This window comes from Moraxella sp. (genome assembly GCF_030525845.1).
Lineage (GTDB): Bacteria > Pseudomonadota > Gammaproteobacteria > Pseudomonadales > Moraxellaceae > Moraxella.
Window position 1 is genome coordinate 10460 of record NZ_JAUNDY010000001.1, and the last position, 21925, is coordinate 32384.

Sequence of the window (21925 nt, forward strand, 5' to 3'; positions counted from 1 at the left end):
GTTTTTTCAAATTCGATTGCTTCATAGTGGACACTAAATGTCAAGATATTTCCCTGTACCGCTAGGTCAGTCAAGGTCTTTGGTTCAAAAAACACATCTAATGTGTTTGATGGGCTTTGGGGATTGTGATGAGGTGTATTCATGAACTTAGTTGGATAATGTAGTGTCATTAAAGGCGTTTTTTAGGGCGTTTTCGACGGCATGAATGCGTTCTTGGCATACTTTATAGGCATCAATGGATTGCTCTATGATGTTTACTAGGTTGTCAATGTCTGGTTCGTCGCTGTGTTCTAGTAGATTGGCGTTGTTTTTCAAGATGTCGTAAGCATCTTTGAAAGTGGCTGGGGTGGACATAACTGTATACAAAATTGCCTAAAATACTGCCCATTCTACCTAATTGATGAGGGTTAGGCAAGTTGATTTTGTATAAAATGTCTTTAAATAATTGGTTTTCAAATGACAACAATTCTGTTATTATAAAGAAAGTATGTTTTGGTATAAACATCTAGGCTGTTACCGATTTTGATTTGATTGCCTTTTGGGTGGATTTTTCTTGGGATAAGAAAATAAGTCAAATCAAGGTCGGTATTTTTGTGCATGACCGTCTTTGTTGATTTCAAGGATTGAAGGACTAATGATGGCATGCGGTTTGGGTGTGTTAGGTTTGATGGAAGTGTTTACATATTGTAAATATTTTAAAAATAATTAAGTTATCTTTAAGTCTCAATATCAAATATTAACATACCCCCATAAAAAAGGAAAATTATGACTGATTTAAAAAAGCCCAATAGTACCCTTGATGAACATGCCTCTGATTTGACGCTTGATACAGATTTTGTGGGAGGCGACGATAGCGAGGTCTCCTCAGGTGCAATCAGCAAAAGTGCCATCAAAGGCATGATTATCTTTGCGGTGGCAGCCGTTGTCTCCTTAGTGTTGTATCAGGTCATGCCATTTGGTACTGATGTCAACAAAGGTTTGGCCATGTTGTTGTTTATCGGCATATTATGGCTGACTGAGGCGATTCATGTTACAGCAACCGCCATCTTGGTGCCAATTATCGCTGTACTGATTGGCGTGCCTGAGTTTGACACCAAAAAGGCTTTGTCTAGTTTTGCTGACCCTATCATCTTTGTGTTTTTTGGGGGGTTTGCACTGGCTGCTACGCTTCACATCCAAAAACTTGATAAAAAAATCGCTTTTGGGCTTGTACGTCTAGCTGGCGGTAGATTGGGCTTGGCGGTTGTGTATATTTTTCTTGCCACCGCTGCCTTATCGATGTGGATTAGTAATACCGCCACCGCTGCTATGATGTTGCCACTTGCCTTAGGTCTACTTACCCAAATCGACCAAGAAAAAGACCGTTCTACGATGGTGTTTGTACTACTTGGGATTGCATATAGTGCAAGTATCGGTGGCTTAGGGACCATGATTGGCTCTCCACCAAATGGCATTGCCGCTAAGGCACTGGATTTGAGCTTTGTGGAGTGGATGAGTTTTGGTGTACCAATCATGTTGGTTATGCTACCATGCTTGCTTGGCGTGATGTATTTTTACCTAAAACCCAATCTTAAACAAAAAGTCGAGATGTCTGATGAAGTTATCCCATGGACAACTTCACGTATTTTAACCACCATTGTGTTCGTGGCTACGGCATTGGCATGGATTTTTGGTAAGCAGTTGGGCGAGCATTTTGGCTTTAAATCTCCTGATACAGTCATTGCTCTATTGGCTGCCGTTGCGGTACTGGCTTTGGGTCTGGTAAGCTGGAAGCAGGTTTCGGACAATACTGACTGGGGTGTACTCATGCTCTTTGGTGGCGGTATTGCCTTGTCTGATGTCATGAAAAACTCAGGAGCATCGACATTTTTGGGCGAGCAAATTACCAGCGTGCTGTCTGTCGCCCCAGTATTGGTGGTTATTTTGGTGATTACTGCGTTTATTATTTTCTTAACAGAATTCACTTCAAATACTGCATCGGCCGCCTTGCTTGTGCCATTATTTGCACCGATCGGCGTACAGCTTGGACTGCCACCTGAGGTGCTAATTATGGTTATCGGTATTGGTGCTTCTTGTGCCTTTATGCTTCCTGTGGCAACCCCACCGAATGCCATCGTAATGGGTGCAGGTCATATCAAACAAAAAGAAATGATGAGTGTAGGCTTCTTGCTCAATCTTGTCTCCATCGCCATTGTTACTATTTGGGCGTATTTTTTCTTGATTTGATGAATAGTTGCCAAAAAAATGAGCGTGTCTTGCAAGGCACGCTCATTTATTTTATAAATACATATATTTTTATATATTATATATATTACAATTTATGTCAAAATGTGATTTAATACACCAATTTTTTTAAAAATTGAGAGTGCTTATGACCACGACCACCTTAAACACGCCTGATTTTGTCAAACACCAAGCCATCATTGACTGGGTTAATGACATTGCCAAACTCACTAAACCTGCTCGCATTGAATGGTGTGATGGCTCACAAGAAGAGTATGATCGCCTTATCAAGCTCATGATTGACAACGGCACGATGATTAAGCTCAACCAAGAAAAACACCCAGATTCTTACTTAGCTTTTTCTGACCCATCAGATGTGGCTCGTGTTGAAGATCGTACTTTTATCTGCTGTGAAAAAGAAATTGACGCTGGCGAAACCAACAACTGGGAAGACCCTGCCAAAATGCGTGCTACCTTAAACGACAAATTTGACGGTTGTATGGCAGGTCGCACCATGTATGTCGTGCCTTTTTCTATGGGTCCTTTGGGTAGCCACATTGCTCATATTGGTATTGAGATTACTGACAGCCCTTATGTGGTTACAAGCATGCGTAAAATGGCTCGCATGGGCAAGGCGGTGTATGACATTTTGGGCGCAGATGGCGAATTTGTGCCATGCGTACACTCTGTTGGCAAACCACTGGCAGACGGCGAAAAAGACGTGGCATGGCCTTGCAATGCCGAAAAATACATCGTCCACTACCCAGAAACCCGTGAAATTTGGTCATATGGTTCAGGCTATGGCGGTAATGCTCTGCTTGGCAAAAAATGCCTAGCACTTCGTATCGCCTCCGTCATGGGTCGTGAGCAAGGTTGGCTTGCTGAGCATATGCTCATTCTTGGCGTAACCAACCCACAAGGCAAAAAACACTATGTCGCTGCCGCTTTCCCTTCTGCCTGTGGCAAAACCAACTTCGCCATGCTCATTCCGCCAGCAGGATACGAAGGCTGGAAAGTTGAAACGGTGGGCGATGATATTGCATGGATTAAGCCATCAGCGGACGGCAAACTATACGCCATCAACCCAGAAGCAGGCTTTTTTGGTGTCGCCCCTGGGACAAACACCAAAACCAACTCCAACTGCATGGCATCACTCTCTCATGACGTGATTTATACCAACGTTGCCGTTACCGAAGATGGCGAAGTATGGTGGGAAGGCAAGACCAAAGAAGTCCCCGAAAATCTCATCAATTGGAAACGCCAAAAGCATGACGGTAGCGAAAAAGCCTCGCACCCCAATGCTCGCTTTACCGTATCGGCAAGCCAATGCCCATCTATTGACCCAGATTGGGAAAATCCAGCAGGTGTGCCTATCTCTGCCTTTATCTTTGGCGGTCGCCGTGCCGACACCGTACCACTTATCAGCGAGGCAACCGACTGGCTAGACGGTGTTTATAAAGCCGCCACTATGGGTTCTGAAACCACCGCCGCCGCCGTTGGTGCTCAAGGTGTGGTACGCCGTGACCCATTCGCCATGCTTCCTTTTGCAGGTTACAACATGGCAGATTATTTCAATCACTGGCTAGAAATGGGCGAAAAAGTAGGCAAAGTCGCAAGTGAACATGGCAACACCCTACCCAAAATCTTTAACGTCAACTGGTTCCGCCGTGATAAAGACGGCAACTTCGTTTGGCTGGGCTTTGGACAAAACATGCGTGTCCTAGAATGGATCATCAATCGCTGTGAAGGTAATGCCAATGCGGTCGAAACCCCCATCGGACTTGTGCCCACTTACGAAGATTTGAACTGGACTGCGTCTGATTTTAGTAAAGAAAACTTTGAATTGGTAACCTACCAAGACAAAGCCCAGTGGGAAGCAGAACTTGCCAGCCATAAAGAGTTGTTTGATAAACTTGGCGAGCGTATGCCAAAAGCCTTGATTGAAAAACAAAAAGCCCTACTAGAAAAAATCCAAACTCAAATGTGATTTTTTGAAAGATAAAAAACCGACATGATATGAATGATGTCGGTTTTTTTGGCTATTTAAAGAGAGATGCTTGGCATAACGACTTAAATAATAACCAGTAATTTTGGTAAGACAAATATCAAAAATGGATTGATGAATTAACAATGAAGCTTTTATTGCGGAAGTTTTGTGGGGAATTGATTAATGTATAGGTATTGATATACTTATTTTGTTATTTTGTGAAATTATTGTGATATTGGTTAAATCCGCATATCAAAACTGGTGATTAAATAACAAAAATCCTGCAATTCAAATCTAAAGGTCAGTAATATTAGTCTCCTTTATCAACCTACAAGATTAATGTGCTCGGTGTCGCTCACATCAGATGGTCTGTCCATGCTTAAAAACAAAATCCGGTGGCGGACAAGTTGTGGAAGATTGGTATCTTAAAAACAATAAAACTTAAAAGACTGGATTGATGATAATATTTGCAAAGGAGTATTTTTTAAGTGGGTCAGAATTGGCAATGTGAGTAGCTGAAAAATACTGAAAGCTTTTAACGCAATTAAGATAGCCCTCATGTAATATGAGGGCTTTTATCTTTGGCGGTATTTTGGTAAACTTCCAAGAATACCAATAAAAACAGCTTACAAACTAAAAATTCATCTTCCAATCAAAGGGCATTTCATGATGTCCGCGTAGTGCCATCATCAGCGTTTGTTTCATGTGTTGCAAGACTTCTGGTGTGTAGCTGATGGCAGGTAGACCCCAAACAGGATTTGGCCAGCGTACATCATTTTGGTAGCGTGCGATGTGATGAAAATGAAGTTGCGGCACTTGATTGCCAAGAGCGGCCACATTCATTTTATCTGCCCCAAAGATTTTTGCCATTTGACTAGATACCCAGCTGGACTCCCGTAAAAATTGGACTTGGTCAGCATCGGATAATTCATAAATTTCTTTAACGCCTGAGACACGAGGCACTAAGATTAACCAAGGAAATTGACAGTCATTCATGAGTCGCACGGTGCATAGAGGTAAATCGCCCACTAAAAATGTGTCTTTGGCTAAGGTTGGGTGTAATTGAAACATGGTTTGCCTTTTTGTAATTATCAAATTTTAACTGCACATTATAACATATATTTGGCTGAATTTGAGAAAATTTGAAATTTTTATGATAAATAATGGGTATTTTAATAGATTGTGTTAAATTAATAAAAATTCATCAATTTAAACTGGAAGCCATCTAATTTGTGTGCTAAACTAAGACGTTGAGGCAAAATGTCAATGGTAATTTGTGAATATTTGTTCTCAAAATTTGGCAATGTGGTAACATCATGCAGGTGCAAAATCTTGGGTGTGTCATACCGATGTTTGTCCTAATCAATGTGTGTGATGTTTGGGTTTAGGTTTGTAATTTTTTTTGCGCATTGTGTGCTTATGAAAAATCCAACAGATTTTAATTGATAAAAGGTGAAAAAATGGGTAAAAATGTCGTTGTCTTAGGTAGCCAATGGGGTGATGAAGGCAAAGGTAAAATTGTTGATTTGCTGACCGAAAAAGCAACTGCGGTGGCACGCTATCAGGGTGGACACAATGCAGGTCATACGCTGGTAGTAGGCGGCGAAAAGACTGTGTTACATCTTATTCCGTCTGGGATTTTGCGTGAGGGTGTAACTTGCTTTATTGGCAATGGCGTGGTGCTTGCCCCTGATGCTTTATTAAAAGAAATGAAAGGCTTGGCAGATAAAGGCGTGCCTGTGCGTGAACGCCTGCGCATTTCGCCTGCTTGTCCGCTCATCATGCCTTATCATACTGCCCTTGACCAAGCTCGTGAGCTAAAACGTGGCGGCAACAAAATCGGCACGACAGGTCGTGGCATCGGTCCTGCGTATGAGGACAAAGTGGCTCGCCGTGCTTTGCGTGTGGCGGATTTGTTCCGTGCGGATTTGGCGGATAAATTAAAAGAAATTTTAGAATATCACAACTTTGCTTTAACCCAATACTACGGCGTTGAGGCGATTGACTATGAGTTGACCTTAGAGCTTTGCAAAACTTGGGCGGGCGAGCTTAAAGAGCTGGTTGTAGATGTAACAGATGAGCTTGAAAAACGCCGTCAATCAGGCGAGAACTTGATGTTTGAGGGAGCGCAAGGTACGCTTCTTGATATTGATCATGGTACTTATCCTTTTGTAACCAGTTCAAACACCACCGCAGGGGGCGTGGCGACTGGTACAGGACTTGGTCCATTGTATTTTGATTATGTGCTTGGTATTACTAAGGCTTATACCACTCGTGTCGGTTCAGGACCTTTCCCAACGGAACTTTTTGATGAGATTGGCGAGCATTTAGGGACGGTAGGGCATGAGTTTGGAGCGACCACAGGGCGTGCCAGACGTTGTGGCTGGTTTGATGCGGTGGCACTTCGCCGTGCGGTAGTGCTAAACTCAATGAGCGGTATTTGCTTGACTAAGCTAGATGTGCTTGATGGGCTATCTGAAATCAAAATCGCCACAGATTACCAAGTGCCAGAAGGCGAAATCAGGGGAGCGTATGATGCTGAGTATTATGCTCAGGTAACCCCTGTGTATGAGACTTTGGAGGGTTGGACAGAAAGTACGATTGGTATTACCAATTTTGATGATTTGCCTGAAAACGCCAAACGCTACATCAAGCGCATAGAGGAGTTGGTGGGCTGTCCTGTGGATATTATCTCCACAGGTCCTGACCGTGCCGAAACGATTGTGTTAAGAGACCCATTTGACGCATGATGAATTGATTAAAATGGATAAAAATAACCGTATGTTTCATGCGGTTATTTTTATCATAAATAAAAAGCAAACATCATTATTAATGATTTGAAAATAGAAAATCAACATTGCAGGTTAATCAGTTGGGTAAATTGACGATAATATCTAGCAAACTCAAAGCATGATACCAAATTATGGGGTGGGACTTTACCTTGATTTAACCTATAAAATAAACAAGATTTATTATTATGAGCAAATCAATCAACAATCAATTACAGCCTGATATGATTGAGGCGTGTTATTTGTGGGTCAAAGAGCGGTTTTTTGACACCATACCAAAAAGACCCATTGCCAAAGCCAATATTCACAAACAAGCCACCCAAATTACCGCCAGCAAGATAGGCGGTTTGCCTTATTTGCCTTTGGGAGGGTCATTACCGACCAATGATGATGGCGAGATGTTTTATTTATTGGCTCAGATTGATTGTGCGGATTTAAAAGGATTGCCAGATTTCCCCACGCAGGGCATATTGCAGTTTTTTATCATCATGGATGAGATGGGGATGGATTATCGGGTGGTTTATTATCCCATCATTGAGCCTTATTATGATGATGAGCAAATCAAATCCATCTATCAGCCCACCATAAATGACCATATCCAGATTGATGAATATGCCATGACATTTGAGCTTGATGAGACTTATCCTAGTTTTTATGAACATTCAGCAAAATTCACCCAAGAATATTTGGCTCATTTTAATCATACGCTTAATTATAAACAAAAAGACAGGCTCTCTCGCCACATCAATCATTTATATAAGCAAGAATTTGGTGATGATGTTGCTAAAATTGCCTGTGGTGGTTTTGCCTATTTTATCCAAGATGACCCAAGACAAGAGGGCGATGGTTATGATGTGGTATTATTTCAATTTGTCAGCGAGCAGGATATTAACTTGGTTGATATGGGTGGCATAAACTTTTTTATCACAAAATGGGATTTAAAAGATAACATATTTGATGGGGTATTGATGGTATTTGATTATTATTAGTTTTTTTTGATAAAATCAAATCCGTTAAATAAATCATGAGATAATCATGAAATGATGATTGACCGATTTATTTCCTTGTTTATAAAGCGGTTTTTTGCCCAAAATCTTGTTAAAATCGCCCAAATTCCCCCTAAAAAGCCCCAAATCTGCTATAATACCCCAATTTTTCCCTAAATTTTACCAACAGATAAAACTATGACAACACTCTACACTCACCCCAAATCTTATGGTGTCATCGTCATCGGTGGCGGACACGCAGGCACCGAAGCCGCCCTTGCTTCGGCTCGTATGGGCGTACCAACCTTGCTTATCACTCATAACATCGAGACCTTGGGTCAGATGAGCTGTAACCCAGCCATTGGCGGTATTGGCAAATCGCACCTTGTGCGTGAGGTGGACGCATTGGGTGGGGCAATGGCACTGGCAACCGACCACGCAGGCATTCAGTTTCGTGTGCTAAACAGCCGAAAAGGGGCGGCGGTGCGAGCCACGAGAGCCCAAGCCGACCGCTTGCTATATAAGGCGTACATTCGCCATACGCTAGAAAATCAGCCCAATCTTGACCTATTCCAACAACCTGTTGATGACATTATCGTTGAGAACGGCAAGGCGGTGGCGGTGGTTACCGCAAGTGGTGTCCGCATTAACGCACAGGCGATTGTGCTGACTTCGGGGACTTTTTTGGGTGGAGTGATTCACATTGGCTTACAACACCAATCGGGCGGACGAGCAGGCGATATGCCGTCCATTCGCTTGGCTGACCGTTTGCGTGAGCTAAAACTCCCCGTTGGACGACTAAAAACAGGCACGCCAGCCCGTATTGACGCACGGACGGTGGATTTTAGTGTAATGACTGTGCAACACGGCGACACACCGCTCCCTGTGATGAGCTATATGGGCGATGTGTCAATGCACCCTCGTCAGATTCCGTGCTATATCACGCACACCAACGAACGCACCCACGACATTATCCGTGCCAATCTTGACAGAAGTCCGATGTTTAGCGGTAAGATTGAGGGTGTCGGTCCAAGATACTGTCCGTCCATTGAAGATAAGATTCATCGCTTTGCCGATAAGGATAGTCATCAGATTTTTATTGAGCCTGAGGGTTTGACCACGCACGAGCTGTATCCTAATGGCATTTCCACAAGTTTGCCCTTTGATGTGCAGATTGAATTTATCCATAGTATGAAAGGACTTGAAAATGCTCATATCATTCGCCCAGGTTATGCCATTGAATACGATTATTTTGACCCACAAAATTTAAAGCCGACTTTGGAAACCAAATCCATTGACCGTCTGTATTTTGCGGGGCAAATCAATGGCACAACAGGCTATGAAGAGGCGGCGGCACAGGGGCTACTGGCGGGGATAAATGCAGGGCTTGCGGTGCAGGGTAAGGGCGAGTGGACGCCCAAACGCCACGAGTCTTATCTTGGCGTGTTGGTGGACGACCTTATCACGCACGGCACCAAAGAGCCATATCGGATGTTTACCAGTCGTGCCGAACACCGCTTGCTCCTTCGTGAAGACAATGCAGACGCTCGTCTGACCGCCATTGGGCGAGAGCTTGGTTTGGTGGATGACGCTCGCTGGGAGCGGTTTTGCCAAAAACAAGAGCAGATTGAGGGCGAAACCGCCCGCCTAAAAGACATCTGGGCAACGCCAAATAATGAGCTTGGCAAGGCGTTTATGGCAAATACGGGCGAAATTTTAACCAAAGAAAACAGTCTGATTGACCTATTAAAACGCCCCAATGTCAGTTTTGCCGACATTGCCAAAGTGACGGGCAGTCAAGTGAGCAGTGAGGCAGGCGAACAGATTGAAATTAGCGTCAAATATCAAGGCTATATTGACCGCCAAAACGATGAAATCGAGCAAATGCGAAAGCTGGAAGACACGCCCCTACCGCTTGATTTTGATTATAGCCAAGTGTCGGGTCTGTCCAATGAAATCGTACAAAAACTTAGCCATATCCGCCCTGCAACTTTGGGGCAGGCAAGTCGGATTAGTGGGGTAACGCCTGCGGGGGTGAGTTTATTGGCGATGACGGTGAAGAAGATGAAGAAGGCGGAGAAATTAGTGGAGTAATAAAAATACGCACCATTTGAAGCTTGGTTTAATGGTGCGTATTATGCACCTTATATTCAAATAAGGAAAATTCAATGAATACCAAAAAAATCATCAAACAAGCCTTTTAATAATTAACCTATTCTATAAAAATGCTCACAATCATTTTATTTTATGGTGTAGCAAGAAGCAATGAGCGTTTTATTTAAAAACTTGTTTAAATTTAAAAAAGCAAAAAATCGTCAATGCTATTTATCCAATCAAGAGCATTTTGATTTATCGGACGGTTATGAAGTGCTAAGCTCACCGCCAATATTTTTGGGGTGGGATACGACTTATGCCGAACTTGAACGACTTGGCATATGTCGTATTGTGCGTGAAGAAAAAGTAGATAATTTGGTGTATTATTATTTTTTGTACCCCGTTCGTCTAGGGTTATTGATAATAGAAGGACTTTGTGCCAGACATTGTGAATCGATCGATAAGGATAAAATGTCTGTGGTGAGATTTTATCATTATGATTTTATTGATGAAAGTGAAGTCTTAATGATTAAAAATACTTTAATAAAATCGGTAGATCATTACCCAAATACTGCGGTAAAAGTTATTGATCCAAAATTTAATGGGGAAAATCATAATTTTTATATTTCATTAAAGGGCATTGAGTTTGAGAGATATAGTTTTTCTGGTTATTTTGGTATTGGAAATAATAGAGATTTTGTGGGCATTCGTCAAAATCAAGATTATGAAGCAGTAATAAACATTGATAGATTACTATTGCTTGATGAATTTATATGGATTGATGATGATTATAAAAAAAGCAAGTATATTAAACGCATTCCGCCAAAATTGGTAGAACAATATCCCGCTAAGCCCTTAGTTTGGCAAGATGATGTGAATGGCGTAGTAGGGATTGCAGATTGGCAAAATGCGGTGATTATTCCCAAACAAAAGTTAGAAGGAGTTGCCTTGTTTGTTGCTAGACCTGCAAAAGGTAGTGGTTATTCATTCTTACGATTAGACACCGATGATGAAGAATTTGATTTGTATAAGAGTCAGTATAATGACAAAAAAATTGCAGAAATATCAGAGCAATTGGCGGACTTTTTAGGTATTCAAAGAAAGACTGTGGAGATGGATGATATTTAGTTTTGTTAAATAAAAATATTTTAATTAGGTAGTTTAAGTTGATTAATTTTATTTTAATCCAAAATAAACCATAGGTGTATATTGCACATCTTTTAAACATCGTGCTTTCAATGGTGCGTTGTACACACCTTACATTTAAATAAGGAAAATTCAATGAATACCAAACAAATCGCTCAGCAAGCCCTACAAATCAGCCAAACAGGAAAATTACCCACCAATAAAGGCGAAATTGATTTTTTGGATAAACAAACATTTGCCCAAAACAATACTTTATTATATCGCCCAGATGACTTGGCACAATTATTTACTAATGACAATCAAACTAGTAATGGTAATTTAAGAGTAAGTGTAACGCACGAAAGTAGCCAGCAAGCAATTTATCGTTTGATTGTCAAAGAACAAAAACAGAGTGTTTGCTTATTAAATTTTGCCTCTGCCAAAAATGCAGGCGGTGGTTTTTTAAGTGGGGCAAAAGCCCAAGAAGAAGATTTGTGCCGTTCGTCTGGGTTGTATTTGTGCCAATTAACCCAACCTGATTATTATCAAATTAACCGAAAGCACAAATCAATCTTTATACCGACCACATCATTTATTCGCCTGCCGTGCCATTTTTTCGGGTAAATAAAGAAACGCTGTTGGACGATATTTTTACTTGTTCGGTCATTACCGCTCCTGCCCCTAATGCAGGCGTACATTTGCAAAGATGTCCCGATGATACAAATAGCATTGAAGAAACTTTAATTCGCCGTGCCAATTATGTATTAAGTGTAGCAAAACATCAAGGGCATAAAATTGTGGTGTTGGGAGCGTGGGGCTGTGGTGTCTTTAAAAATGACCCTGTGCAAGTGGCAAAAGTATTTAATGATTGTTTAAAACAAGAAAAGTTTAAAAATTTCTTTGATGAAATTATCTTTGTCATTTATGACACCAGCAAAACTTTAAAGGTTTTGACGGCTTTTGAAAATGAATTTAAAGTTTGATGATGGAAATAAAAAATGGCAAAATCCAAACTTACTCAATTAAAAAACGAGCTTGAAAAACTTAAATTCCACAATTCTTGCTTATCATGTTTAATTGGCGAGTTAACGGATAATCATTCGTAAGGTGTGTACCATGCACCAAAATTAAATGCTGTGCCTAAAATGGTGTATATTACGCACCTTTACGCCCCATTCTGTATTTTTGATGACTGCAAACACACTCAAAATAAGGAAATCGCAATGAAAAAATATGCGTTGTTAATGGCAGTTTTGATGATTGGCTGTGTTAATCCAACACAAAATTCAACCAAACCCATAATTAGCCAAAAACAAACAACTTTGGCAGATTTTGATGGTTGTGTTGATGTGTATGATGAAGCTCGTTTGGAGGATTTGTATTTTGAAAATACCAAACAAGCCTTGCAATTTTTTCCAAAATTATTGGATAAAGACAATGCCCTTGTGCCAAAATATAATAATGCTTATTTTAATATGGCGTGTGGTGGCACTGCTTTAACAGGTAATATCAGCACCAGCCAAAAACAAGGCAAAACTTGGGCAGAAATTAAAACCTGTGGCGATTTGACTTGGCAAAGCGAAAAAGACGCTTGTAGTGTTGATAAAGGATTTTATCATAATGGGTTGAAGGGTCAAAATGGCGAAACCATTATTTTAAAATATGGCTACATTTTCTATGTCAATAATGAAGGCTTTGTGAATGCCTATAAAATTTCACAGTTTTAATGGCGAGTGGATTTTTGCTTTATTTTTGGCTAATTTTTGGTTATGATAAGTCATTTTATCATAACCAGAATTTACTATGAACCCCCAAGAAATCCTCCAAGCCATCAGCTTTGCCTTTATGATTGTCTTTCCAAACCTAGCTCTGATGGGGCTGGGTTTTTATATGAAAAAATTAGGCAAAATCAACGCCAATTTTATCGATACCGCCTCCAACATCGTTTTTAATTTTGGCTTGCCGTGCCTGCTCTTTTTTAGCGTGATTAAAAGCGAGGTCAATTATGCCGAGCAGTTACCACTCATCATCGCAGGGTTTGTAACGACTTTTGTGCTGTTTTTTGGGGCGGAAATCTACGCCAAATGGTTTGTCCCTGAGGTGCGAGATAAGGGCGTATTTGTGCAAGGGGTGTTTCGCTCCAACATGGCGATTATCTCGCTGTCGGTGGCGACCAACGCTTATGGGGCGGTGGGGACGAGTGTGGGGGCGGTGTACATGGGGATTATTACGATTTTGTATAATATCCTGTCGGTCATCACGCTGTCTCGCACAAGCCAAAATACCGATTTTAAATCGCAAAGTGTCGATGTCATCAAAAAGATTTTTACCAATCCCTTGATTATCGCCCTAGTGTCTGCCTTTGTTTATAAGGGTTTGGGATTGCCCCTGCCACCCAAGCCGATTGCCAAAACAGGCGAGCTACTCTCAAACATCGCTCTACCGCTGGCACTCATTTGTGCGGGGGCGACTTTGGAAGTCAAATCCATGCTGGGGCTGTCGGGCGTGTCCATGCAGGCAAGTATTGGGCGGATTATCGTTGCTCCACTACTGGCGGTGTTGGTGGGGGTGCTGTTTAAATTGCCCCCTGTGCAATTTGGTGTGCTGTTTGTGATGGTGGCAAGCCCTGCGGCGGCGGCAAGCTATGTCATGGCAAAGGCGATGGGTGGCAATGATGTGCTGGCTGCCAATATTTTGGCGTTTACCACAGTGGTCAGTATGATTGGTCTGGCGGTGGGCATGGCGTGGCTGAGGGCGTTGGGGTGGGTGTAGGTTTATAATATCTTTTCCATTAAGGTGGCGACATTGGCTTTGGTGTGCTGATTGTCCCATGTAATGAGGGTGTGTAGTCGTCGTTTGTAAATCTCGGATAAAATGATGTTGTTTGCGTTTTCGCCTTGTTTTTTTAGGACATCGGTAAGGCGTTGGCAGAGTAGTTCGTTAAACAACAATTCTATTTGGCTAAGATAATGATGTTGATTAAGATGAAAAAACTCTCGCCATGCACGGCTTAGGTGGGCTTGCAGCCTAGCATCAGGCAGGCTTGCCATGATAAGATGAGCCATGCCATCGATGGCAGGGGCGGTTTTATCATGAATATTAAAATGAGCCATGTCATCGTGATTGCTCATTTGTAAAATCATTTCAATGGTGGCAACCAGCTTTGCCAAGTCGTCATCTAGGTCTTGCCATGTGGGTAGTTTTGGTATGTCTAGATTGTGGCGTTGTAGGTGTGGCAGGTAGGGCGTGTGTGTATCGGCAACTCCTGATTTTTGAAGTAGTGCTGATAAGGGATTGGCAAGAAGAATTTCTGGGGCGTAGAGCAAGCACAGGTGTAGCTGTGTATTGCCATCGATATCAGCGGTATAATTGACAATATCCGATTTGGTGCGTGGGGATTTATTGCTGAGTCGTTGCCAAAAATCGTTATTTAACCACCAACGAAAACTTGAACCCTTAGGTAATTTGGCGGTCAGTTCTTTTAATTGAGCGGTGGCACGAGCTTTATTTTCTGGTAATGATAAATCATAACGTTGTTTTAGTATGTTATAGACGTAGTCAGCGATGCTTTGGGCGTGGCTGATTTGTTCACGCATGGCATCTGCCCCATGCTCCTTGATATAAGTGTCAGGGTCATGACCGTCAGGCAGAGTTAAAAATTTTAGGGTTTTATCATCGGAGAGCACAGGCATGGCAACTTCAAGGGTTCGCCACGATGCACGTTGTCCTGCCTCATCGCCATCGAAGCATAATGTGAGCGTGTCGTTGTATTTTAGTAGCCCTGCAATCTGCATGTCGTTGGCAGCAGTACCCATAGGTGCGACCGCCCCACAAATCCCAGCTTGGTGCAAGGCAATCACGTCCATGTATCCCTCCACCATCAAATAGTCGGTGGCTTTGGCTTGGCGAGCTTCATAAAGCCCATATAAAATGTGCTGTTTGCTAAACACGGGGGACTCTGATGAGTTGATGTATTTGGGTAGCTCATCGCCTAAGGCACGCCCTGCAAAGCCTACAACACGCCCTTGTCTGTCTTTGATGGGAAAAATAACCCTGTCTCTCAGTAAGTTAAAGTCATTGCCCTTTTGGGAGGTGCGTACCAGCCCTAAGATGCGTAACCCTTCAATGTCATTGGGGAATGCTTTTTGTAGGTGTTGCCAATCACTTGGAGCATAGCCTAGCCCAAATTTTGCTATCGTCTCTGTGGTCAATCCACGAGTGGCAAAGTAGGCTTGGGCGGTTGGCGTGCGATACAGCATGGCTTCATAAAACTTGGCAATATTGGCAAGCAGGGTATATAAATCGCCTTGCGTGTCTTGGGGGTTGCTTTGGGGGAGATGTGCCTTGCTAAAATCAGAAGTTTTAACACCAAAGTTATCCATACTCCCAGATGAAGCCATAAAATCATCATTAAAATCAACATGATGAGTGTCTATGGGGGGGTGGATTTGGGGCGATTGCTCGCTTTTTGAGGCTAAGGGCTGTGTGGTGCTTGGTTTTGGGGTTTTGTTGTAGCGGATTTTTTGGGCAAAACCGTCATCTTTGGGTAGTTCAATGCCTGTTTGCTCGGATAAGTATTCTACCGCCTCTGTAAAGGTCATGCGTTCAAATTCACGCAAAAATGTGATGGGATTGCCCTTAACGCCACAACCAAAACAGTAATATAAATTGGTCTGAGGATTGACAAAAAATGAGGGGGTTTTTTCGCCATGAAAAGGGCAACAGCCCTTAAACTCACGCCCAGCGGGTTTTAGGGTGGTGTGCTTTTTGATGATGGCAACCAAATCAGCAGAGGAGTTAATGCGTTCGAGGGTAGCGTCAGGGATTTTCATGGCAATCAAATCTAATCATAGGGCATCATAGCCAGCCCGCTCGTCTAAATTTATAGTGTAAATAAGAGCATACCGCCAGTACGCTACCTACCACCACAAAATAGCCATATCGCCACCCAAGCTCTGGCATAAACTCAAAGTTCATACCATAAATCCCCGCCACCGCTGTCGGCACAGCAGCAATCCCCGCCCAAGCAGCAAGTTTACGCACGACATCGTTTTGTCCCATGGTAACCATCGCCATGTAGGTATCCATCGCCACTGATAGCATTTCGTTGAGACCGTTGACCGCATCGATGGAGCGAAGCAGGTGGTCATTGACGTCTCTAAAATAAGGCTTGGCGGCACTGGGAAAAGCAGAAACCAGCTCGTTTTGTTTGTGATTGATAAAAAAGTTACACACATCTTGGACGGGTAAAATCACCGCACGCATGTGAACCAGTTGGGACTTTAATTCATACAAGCTTTTTAGGGTGGATTTGCTAAATTCGTGTGAAAAAATATTACGTTCTTGTTCACGCAGATAATTTCCCAAGCGGTCAGTAATCGGTAGGTAATTATCCACAATAAAGTCTAAGATGGCGTGTAAAACAAAGATGGGACCTAGTCTGAGTTTTTCAGGTCGTCTATGGCAATGTTCACGTACAGGGGTGTAGGAGTTGGAAGCACCACGCCGTACGCTGATGATGAAATTTTTACCCATAAAAATGGCAGTTGTGCCGTAGCGAATGTAGTTATCTTCAAGTTTGGCGGTACGCACCACCACAAAGATGGTGTCGTTGCCGTAGCTTTCGACTTTGGGTCGTTGGTGGTCGGCAAAGGCATCTTCTAGGGCGAGCTCATGCAAATCAAAGGCGGCTTGCACTTCTTTGACAGTCTCAAAGCTGGGGTCATACAGCCCAAGCCAAACAAAGTGGTTGTTGTTGGTAAGTTGGCGAGAGACCTCATCAATGCTAAGACTCGTTATGGGTTCACCTGTTTTACGAGAGTATGAGTAGCAAACAACGGTTTCGTTGTCGCCTGAATTTTCTTCTAAATCCTCAAAACGGTCAGCATCTGGGTCGTAGACCGTCATCGTCAAGGTGGTATCTTCATCTGTTGCGTCAGCATCGCCATAGATGTAGCTGTCTTCTTCATCATGCAGATTTAGCTCATCATCGTGATGTTCGGCAACTTCCTCAGAGTCAGTCTCGTTGGGGGGCGGTGTGTGTGGCGTGGCTTTTGGTGTGGTGTCTGTCATACCGTCCCCCTGTGATTGATGGATAAAGCATCATATTGTACCAAAATTTGATGAATTGTGCTAAATTTTTGGGGCAAACTATAAAAATAAATGGCATTTGTGATAAAATACCCAAAAATTTTAGCGATGAATATTATGAAAGTTTACTTGGCACGAGATGGCGTTCAAGCAGGGCCTTATACGCTCGATGAGCTTAACCGTATGCTAGCCTCAGGTGAGGTGGCATTGACGGATTTGATGTGGCACTCTGGCATGAGCCAGTGGCAGAGTGTGGGTCAGATGACAGAAGGGGCTTATCATTATCAGCCAAAGACAGCACCTGTATTGGAAACCCAAACAGCACAAACTTCCCAAGAGCCACGAGGTTTTGGCGATAATGTGGATTTTAATCCACCAATCTCTGACACCCCCAAGCGTGTGAGCGTGGCACAGCTATATGGACAAAAACCCATTGAAAATCAGCCAAATAAGCCGTTTTCTACGCCCCAAACCACACAAATACCCTCACGCCAAGCCGTTTTGGACGATAAAATCGAATATGCCAGCGTGGGGGCCAGATTTGGGGCTTTTGCCATCAATGTTGGGCTGTACTTGATGACCTTAGTTCCGCTTATCATGGCGTTTGTGCAGGTTATTGACCCCAACGAATTGGCAAAGCTGACAGATTATGCCAGCATGCAAAGCTACTCACAGTCTTTGGTGGATAATATCCCCACCACAACAATGGCAATGAGCAATGTCATGATACTTGTACTCATCGGCGTGCAGTTGTTATTGATTATCATGCGTGGACAGTCCTTTGGCAAGATGGCGATGGGTATTCGTGTGATTGATGAAAAAAGCGGTAAGCTACCTAGTTTTGGTACACGAGTATTTTTGCGAACTTTTTTGCTTGTTGTGCTGTATATTGTGGGTGCAAGTGCGTTTTCAGGATTTCCTGCACTTATCATGCTGGTCATGAACTATGTGATGGCGAGCAACAACGACAAGAAACAGGGCTGGCACGACAAATTTACCAAAACCATCACTGTCAAAGCAAAGCCTATTCAGCTCAACAACAAAAAATAACCATGCAAAACTCTCTTACTGGCGAACAGCTTGCCATGCTAGACAAAGTCCAACTTCCTGATGACTGGAAAATGGCACTTGCTCCGTTTTTGTTATCCGACACGATGGAAAACTTACGGACGTTTTTACGCCACGAATACGCACAAGGCAAGACGATTTATCCACCCAAACCCCTCATTTTTAACGCCTTAAATAGTACACCTTTACAGGCGGTCAAAGTGGTGATTTTGGGGCAAGACCCCTATCATGGGGCAGGTCAAGCGATGGGGTTGTCGTTCTCTGTTCCCAAAATCATTCCCAAACCGCCAAGCCTACAAAATATCCTAAAAGAGCTTGCTACCGATTTGGGCGTGCCTGTCTGCCCACATGGCGATTTGACACACTGGGCAAATCAAGGCGTACTACTACTAAACGCCACACTCACGGTTGAGGATGGTAAGGCAGGCAGTCATCAAAACAGGGGTTGGGAGGAATTTACCGATGCGGTGATTGATGTCATCAACCGACAAACCGACCAGACGGTTTTTATTTTATGGGGCAGTTATGCCAAGAAAAAAGGGCGATTTATTGATGCTCGCCGTCATTTGATTTTGACCGCCAATCACCCGTCTCCCCTATCAGCCAATCGGGGCGGATTTTTTGGTAGTCGTCCGTTTTCACAAACCAACGCTTATTTGATGGTACATGGCAAAACACCGATTGATTGGGCATTGCCGATTTAACTATGGATGATGCTCACCGCCACAGTTTTATAAGGCTTGTTGTGTACATCCATTAAAACAATATTTTTATTAGGTATGCAAACTCAAACACCATAAACGGTTGCTATTCCGCCTCTTAGACTTAGAGTGTATTTTTTTGTGGAATTTTTACATAAAATCAATACATAAATAGTCATAATTAAAATTAAATTTTTCAGTCATTTATTGAAAATATTCAAAGAATTTGTTAGAATTAGCACAGCCCATAAATAGATTTTTTGATTGGGTATCCCAATCAGTGATTTTCAAGTCTTTAAGACTTGCATTACTAAATTACTGAAAAAAACAAGTAAGCTACGCTTGCGTAAGAGTATTTATGGGCTTTTTATGAATTCTGATAGTTACAATAAATTAAGACAAGCTGTCTCTTTGCAAGATTTAGCAAAGGTGTTAGGATTTTCTTCATCTGGATTAGCATATATACTTTATGCAATGGGGAAGAAAGATAGTACAACTAGATACCAAACTTTCCAAGTTAAAAAGAAAAATGGAGGGGTAAGAGAAATTAAAGCTCCTTGTTCACAATTAAAATCATTGCAAGAAAAATTATCTAAACTCTTATATATTTGTTTGCAAGAAATTAATAAACAAAATAACTTGAACCAATCGTATTCTTTTGCTTATCAGCCAAATAAAACACATTATAATAATGCAAATATACATAAAAACAAACGTTATGTTTTCAACATAGATTTAAAAGACTTCTTTAGAAGCATTAATTTTGGTAGAGTTCGTGGATATTTTCTCAACAATGAATATTTTAAATTAGACCCTAAAATTGCAACTATTATTGCTCAAATTGCTTGTGATGATAATTCTTTACCCCAAGGCAGTCCGTGCTCTCCTATTATATCTCATTTTATCTCCAATATTTTGGATTATCGCCTATCACAATTAGCTAAAAAAGCAAAATGCCATTACTCTAGGTATTGTGATGATATTACTTTTTCAACCAATCAAAAAGAATTTCCCAATATTATTGCCAAACCCAAAGATAATATTTGGTGTGTTGGTGATGAATTAAGAAATATCATTGAGCGTGCAGGATTTAAAATAAATGATGACAAAGTGAGAATGAGCTATCGCCCAAGTCAGCAAAGTGTTACTGGATTGGTCGTCAATAAGCGAGTAAATACCTCTCGTTATTATAGAGATGCTATTCGTGCTATGGTGCATTCGCTGACTAGAACAGGGGATTTTAATTTTACAAAAGAATTTGCACGAGACAAAAGAACGGTAGAAAATAAATTAAACTGTTTGCAAGGAATGCTTTGTTATATCCGTCATGTTGATAACTTAAGTGACGGTATTGCTCATAAGAAACTTAAAAATTTTAAAGTGCTGCGAGCATTTATTTTATATCACTACTTTTTTGCCAATGAAAAGGTTGTATTGTTTGGTGAAGGTAAAACAGATATTTTTCATCTAAAGCATTATCTAAAGTATAGAGATAAAGAAACCATTTATGGCATTCCTAAAGAAAATGAGCTATTGGAACAATGGAGGGAATTAAAATTACTAAGATTGGATAGTAAAATTTTTGACCCTATCTCACAAGATGGCGGTACAGGAGATATTAAAAACCTTATTACTAGTTACAAAAAAGAATGTAATAAATTTTTTGTGCCAAAATCTCAAAATCCAGTTATTATCTTAGTGGATAATGATATGGGTGTTACAAAGTTATTTACTTCCATAAAACAGATGACAAAGTCAAAAGAAGATGTAGATGGCTCAAAAGATTTTTATCATATTGCCTATAATCTATATGTTGTTGCCTTACCTAAATTAAATAATAAAGATACGGCAATTGAAAATTTTTATAGTGAAGATATTAGAAAAATCAAATATTTGGATAAAGACTTTTCTCAAGACAATGGATACGATAGCAAAACCCAATATGGCAAGAATATTTTTGCAACAAAAATTATTCCGCATAATTATACAATGGTGGATTGGTCTAATTTTGATCAAATATTTGACAGAATACAAGCAGTTATTGATGATTTTAATGGCAGAAAATTAAAAAATAACGCCAGTTTGAAATAAACTGGCGTTATTAAAATCACAATTCCCAATCCTAGCAGGTTTTGACGGTATGATGTGGGATTTTTGTGGTAAAATGGGTGAAGTGATTGTTTTGTAATGAGTAAAAATCATGAATACCGGGTATAGCATAGAAAAATTATCCATTATTGGTAAAAACAACTTCCTAAAATCCACCAGTCAAATCCTATTAAAATCCGATGATGATTTTGATAATGACGACAAGCATTTTATGCAAATTGCCCTAGATTTAGCACAACAAGGGGCAAAATTGGGCGAAGTGCCTGTGGGGGCGGTGGTGGTGCTTGATAATCAAATCATTGGGCAAGGCTTTAATTGCCCCATTAGCCAAAAAGACAGCACCGCCCACGCTGAAATGGTCGCCATTCGTCAGGCGTGTGAAAATTTGGATAATTATCGACTGATGGGGGCGACTTTGTATGTAACCTTAGAGCCGTGTACGATGTGTTTGGGGGCGATTATCCATTCAAGGATTAGCCGTGTGATATTTGGAGCAAGCGAGCCAAAAGCAGGGGTAATTATCAGTCAAGAAAACTTTGCCGAAAAACGCTATTTTAACCATTATATCACGATTGAAGGTGGATTATTTGCCGAGCGGTCTGGGCGATTGTTACAAGAGTTTTTTCGTCATCGTCGAACCCTTAAAAGGCAAGCAAAATCTTCTTTGCCATCTTAGTCCAATCCCTTGGTTAAATCCGTTAAAATTTTGCTCAATTCATCAAAATCCCTTATAATAGGCGTCCATTTGCCCTT

General features: G+C 41.5%; 18 protein-coding genes. 14 read left to right on the forward strand and 4 right to left on the reverse strand.

Translation table 11 applies throughout. The annotated features are described in order from the left end of the window. Positions 1 to 147 precede the first annotated feature (147 nt). Entirely contained in the window at positions 148 to 354 is a 207-nt protein-coding gene (xseB, locus tag Q4B79_RS00050; protein ID WP_303084377.1) for an exodeoxyribonuclease VII small subunit, read from the reverse strand. 411 nt (positions 355 to 765) lie between these two features. On the opposite strand from xseB, the gene Q4B79_RS00055 reads away from it, so the two are divergent. Next, positions 766 to 2226, forward strand: coding sequence for a DASS family sodium-coupled anion symporter (locus Q4B79_RS00055; protein WP_303084378.1), 1461 nt, complete (start codon positions 766 to 768; stop codon positions 2224 to 2226). Between the two features lie 145 nt (positions 2227 to 2371). Next, entirely contained in the window at positions 2372 to 4210 is a 1839-nt protein-coding gene (locus Q4B79_RS00060) for a phosphoenolpyruvate carboxykinase (GTP) (RefSeq protein ID WP_303084379.1), read from the forward strand. Positions 4211 to 4843: 633 nt separating this feature from the next. Here the strand turns inward: Q4B79_RS00060 and Q4B79_RS00065 are convergent. Continuing rightward, positions 4844 to 5281, reverse strand: coding sequence for an HIT domain-containing protein (locus Q4B79_RS00065; RefSeq protein WP_303084380.1), 438 nt, complete (start codon positions 5279 to 5281; stop codon positions 4844 to 4846). A gap of 389 nt (positions 5282 to 5670) precedes the next feature. Here Q4B79_RS00065 and Q4B79_RS00070 point away from each other — a divergent pair, with 389 nt between their 5' ends. From Q4B79_RS00070 to Q4B79_RS00105, 8 genes are all read left to right on the forward strand, one after another. After that, positions 5671 to 6960 carry an adenylosuccinate synthase gene (locus Q4B79_RS00070; protein ID WP_303084381.1) on the forward strand — a complete coding sequence of 430 codons (1290 nt, stop codon included), beginning with the start codon at positions 5671 to 5673 and terminating at the stop codon, positions 6958 to 6960. A 227-nt stretch (positions 6961 to 7187) separates the two neighbouring features. Further along, positions 7188 to 7988 carry a YwqG family protein gene (locus Q4B79_RS00075; protein WP_303084382.1) on the forward strand — a complete coding sequence of 267 codons (801 nt, stop codon included), beginning with the start codon at positions 7188 to 7190 and terminating at the stop codon, positions 7986 to 7988. 195 nt (positions 7989 to 8183) lie between these two features. Further along, positions 8184 to 10079, forward strand: coding sequence for a tRNA uridine-5-carboxymethylaminomethyl(34) synthesis enzyme MnmG (mnmG, locus tag Q4B79_RS00080; protein ID WP_303084383.1), 1896 nt, complete (start codon positions 8184 to 8186; stop codon positions 10077 to 10079). Positions 10080 to 10250: 171 nt separating this feature from the next. Next, positions 10251 to 11207 (forward strand): hypothetical protein, encoded by a 957-nt coding sequence (locus Q4B79_RS00085; protein ID WP_303084384.1) that lies wholly within the window; start codon positions 10251 to 10253, stop codon positions 11205 to 11207. A 153-nt stretch (positions 11208 to 11360) separates the two neighbouring features. Next, positions 11361 to 11828 (forward strand): TIGR02452 family protein, encoded by a 468-nt coding sequence (locus Q4B79_RS00090; RefSeq protein ID WP_303084385.1) that lies wholly within the window; start codon positions 11361 to 11363, stop codon positions 11826 to 11828. Positions 11829 to 11842: 14 nt separating this feature from the next. Then, positions 11843 to 12187 carry a TIGR02452 family protein gene (locus Q4B79_RS00095; RefSeq protein ID WP_303084386.1) on the forward strand — a complete coding sequence of 115 codons (345 nt, stop codon included), beginning with the start codon at positions 11843 to 11845 and terminating at the stop codon, positions 12185 to 12187. A gap of 240 nt (positions 12188 to 12427) precedes the next feature. Beyond that, positions 12428 to 12931: a hypothetical protein gene (locus Q4B79_RS00100; protein ID WP_303084387.1), complete on the forward strand. Its 504-nt coding sequence runs from the start codon at positions 12428 to 12430 to the stop codon at positions 12929 to 12931. Between the two features lie 91 nt (positions 12932 to 13022). After that, positions 13023 to 13976, forward strand: coding sequence for an AEC family transporter (locus tag Q4B79_RS00105; protein ID WP_303084544.1), 954 nt, complete (start codon positions 13023 to 13025; stop codon positions 13974 to 13976). Positions 13977 to 13978: 2 nt separating this feature from the next. On the opposite strand, the gene Q4B79_RS00110 is transcribed toward Q4B79_RS00105, so the two are convergent. Together Q4B79_RS00110 and Q4B79_RS00115 are read right to left on the reverse strand one after the other, a co-directional pair. Further along, entirely contained in the window at positions 13979 to 16036 is a 2058-nt protein-coding gene (locus Q4B79_RS00110) for a DNA primase (protein WP_303084388.1), read from the reverse strand. Between the two features lie 25 nt (positions 16037 to 16061). Then, complete coding sequence (locus Q4B79_RS00115; RefSeq protein ID WP_303084389.1) at positions 16062 to 17276, reverse strand: magnesium and cobalt transport protein CorA; 1215 nt, start codon at positions 17274 to 17276, stop codon at positions 16062 to 16064. A gap of 135 nt (positions 17277 to 17411) precedes the next feature. Between Q4B79_RS00115 and Q4B79_RS00120 the strand changes: the two genes are divergently transcribed. The 4 genes from Q4B79_RS00120 (at position 17412) to tadA (ending at position 21848) form a co-directional block, all read left to right on the forward strand. Then, on the forward strand, positions 17412 to 18344 hold the full coding sequence (locus tag Q4B79_RS00120) for an RDD family protein (RefSeq protein ID WP_303084390.1): 933 nt from the start codon (positions 17412 to 17414) through the stop codon (positions 18342 to 18344). 2 nt (positions 18345 to 18346) lie between these two features. After that, positions 18347 to 19066, forward strand: a complete 720-nt coding sequence (gene ung, locus Q4B79_RS00125) for a uracil-DNA glycosylase (RefSeq protein WP_303084391.1) — start codon at positions 18347 to 18349, stop codon at positions 19064 to 19066. A 366-nt stretch (positions 19067 to 19432) separates the two neighbouring features. Continuing rightward, positions 19433 to 21154, forward strand: coding sequence for a retron Ec67 family RNA-directed DNA polymerase/endonuclease (locus tag Q4B79_RS00130; RefSeq protein WP_303084392.1), 1722 nt, complete (start codon positions 19433 to 19435; stop codon positions 21152 to 21154). Positions 21155 to 21263: 109 nt separating this feature from the next. Beyond that, entirely contained in the window at positions 21264 to 21848 is a 585-nt protein-coding gene (tadA, locus tag Q4B79_RS00135; protein ID WP_368500039.1) for a tRNA adenosine(34) deaminase TadA, read from the forward strand. The last annotated feature ends 77 nt before the right edge of the window (positions 21849 to 21925 follow it).

Bases quoted from the DNA above. Each gene is read 5' to 3' on its own strand.
- xseB (WP_303084377.1), bottom strand. From the start codon at position 354: ATGTCCACCCCAGCCACTTTCAAAGATGCTTACGACATCTTGAAAAAC.
- Q4B79_RS00055 (WP_303084378.1), top strand. From the start codon at position 766: ATGACTGATTTAAAAAAGCCCAATAGTACCCTTGATGAACATGCCTCT.
- Q4B79_RS00060 (WP_303084379.1), top strand. From the start codon at position 2,372: ATGACCACGACCACCTTAAACACGCCTGATTTTGTCAAACACCAAGCC.
- Q4B79_RS00065 (WP_303084380.1), bottom strand. From the start codon at position 5,281: ATGTTTCAATTACACCCAACCTTAGCCAAAGACACATTTTTAGTGGGC.
- Q4B79_RS00070 (WP_303084381.1), top strand. From the start codon at position 5,671: ATGGGTAAAAATGTCGTTGTCTTAGGTAGCCAATGGGGTGATGAAGGC.
- Q4B79_RS00075 (WP_303084382.1), top strand. From the start codon at position 7,188: ATGAGCAAATCAATCAACAATCAATTACAGCCTGATATGATTGAGGCG.
- mnmG (WP_303084383.1), top strand. From the start codon at position 8,184: ATGACAACACTCTACACTCACCCCAAATCTTATGGTGTCATCGTCATC.
- Q4B79_RS00085 (WP_303084384.1), top strand. From the start codon at position 10,251: ATGAGCGTTTTATTTAAAAACTTGTTTAAATTTAAAAAAGCAAAAAAT.
- Q4B79_RS00090 (WP_303084385.1), top strand. From the start codon at position 11,361: ATGAATACCAAACAAATCGCTCAGCAAGCCCTACAAATCAGCCAAACA.
- Q4B79_RS00100 (WP_303084387.1), top strand. From the start codon at position 12,428: ATGAAAAAATATGCGTTGTTAATGGCAGTTTTGATGATTGGCTGTGTT.
- Q4B79_RS00110 (WP_303084388.1), bottom strand. From the start codon at position 16,036: ATGAAAATCCCTGACGCTACCCTCGAACGCATTAACTCCTCTGCTGAT.
- Q4B79_RS00115 (WP_303084389.1), bottom strand. From the start codon at position 17,276: ATGACAGACACCACACCAAAAGCCACGCCACACACACCGCCCCCCAAC.
- Q4B79_RS00120 (WP_303084390.1), top strand. From the start codon at position 17,412: ATGAAAGTTTACTTGGCACGAGATGGCGTTCAAGCAGGGCCTTATACG.
- ung (WP_303084391.1), top strand. From the start codon at position 18,347: ATGCAAAACTCTCTTACTGGCGAACAGCTTGCCATGCTAGACAAAGTC.
- Q4B79_RS00130 (WP_303084392.1), top strand. From the start codon at position 19,433: ATGAATTCTGATAGTTACAATAAATTAAGACAAGCTGTCTCTTTGCAA.
- tadA (WP_368500039.1), top strand. From the start codon at position 21,264: ATGAATACCGGGTATAGCATAGAAAAATTATCCATTATTGGTAAAAAC.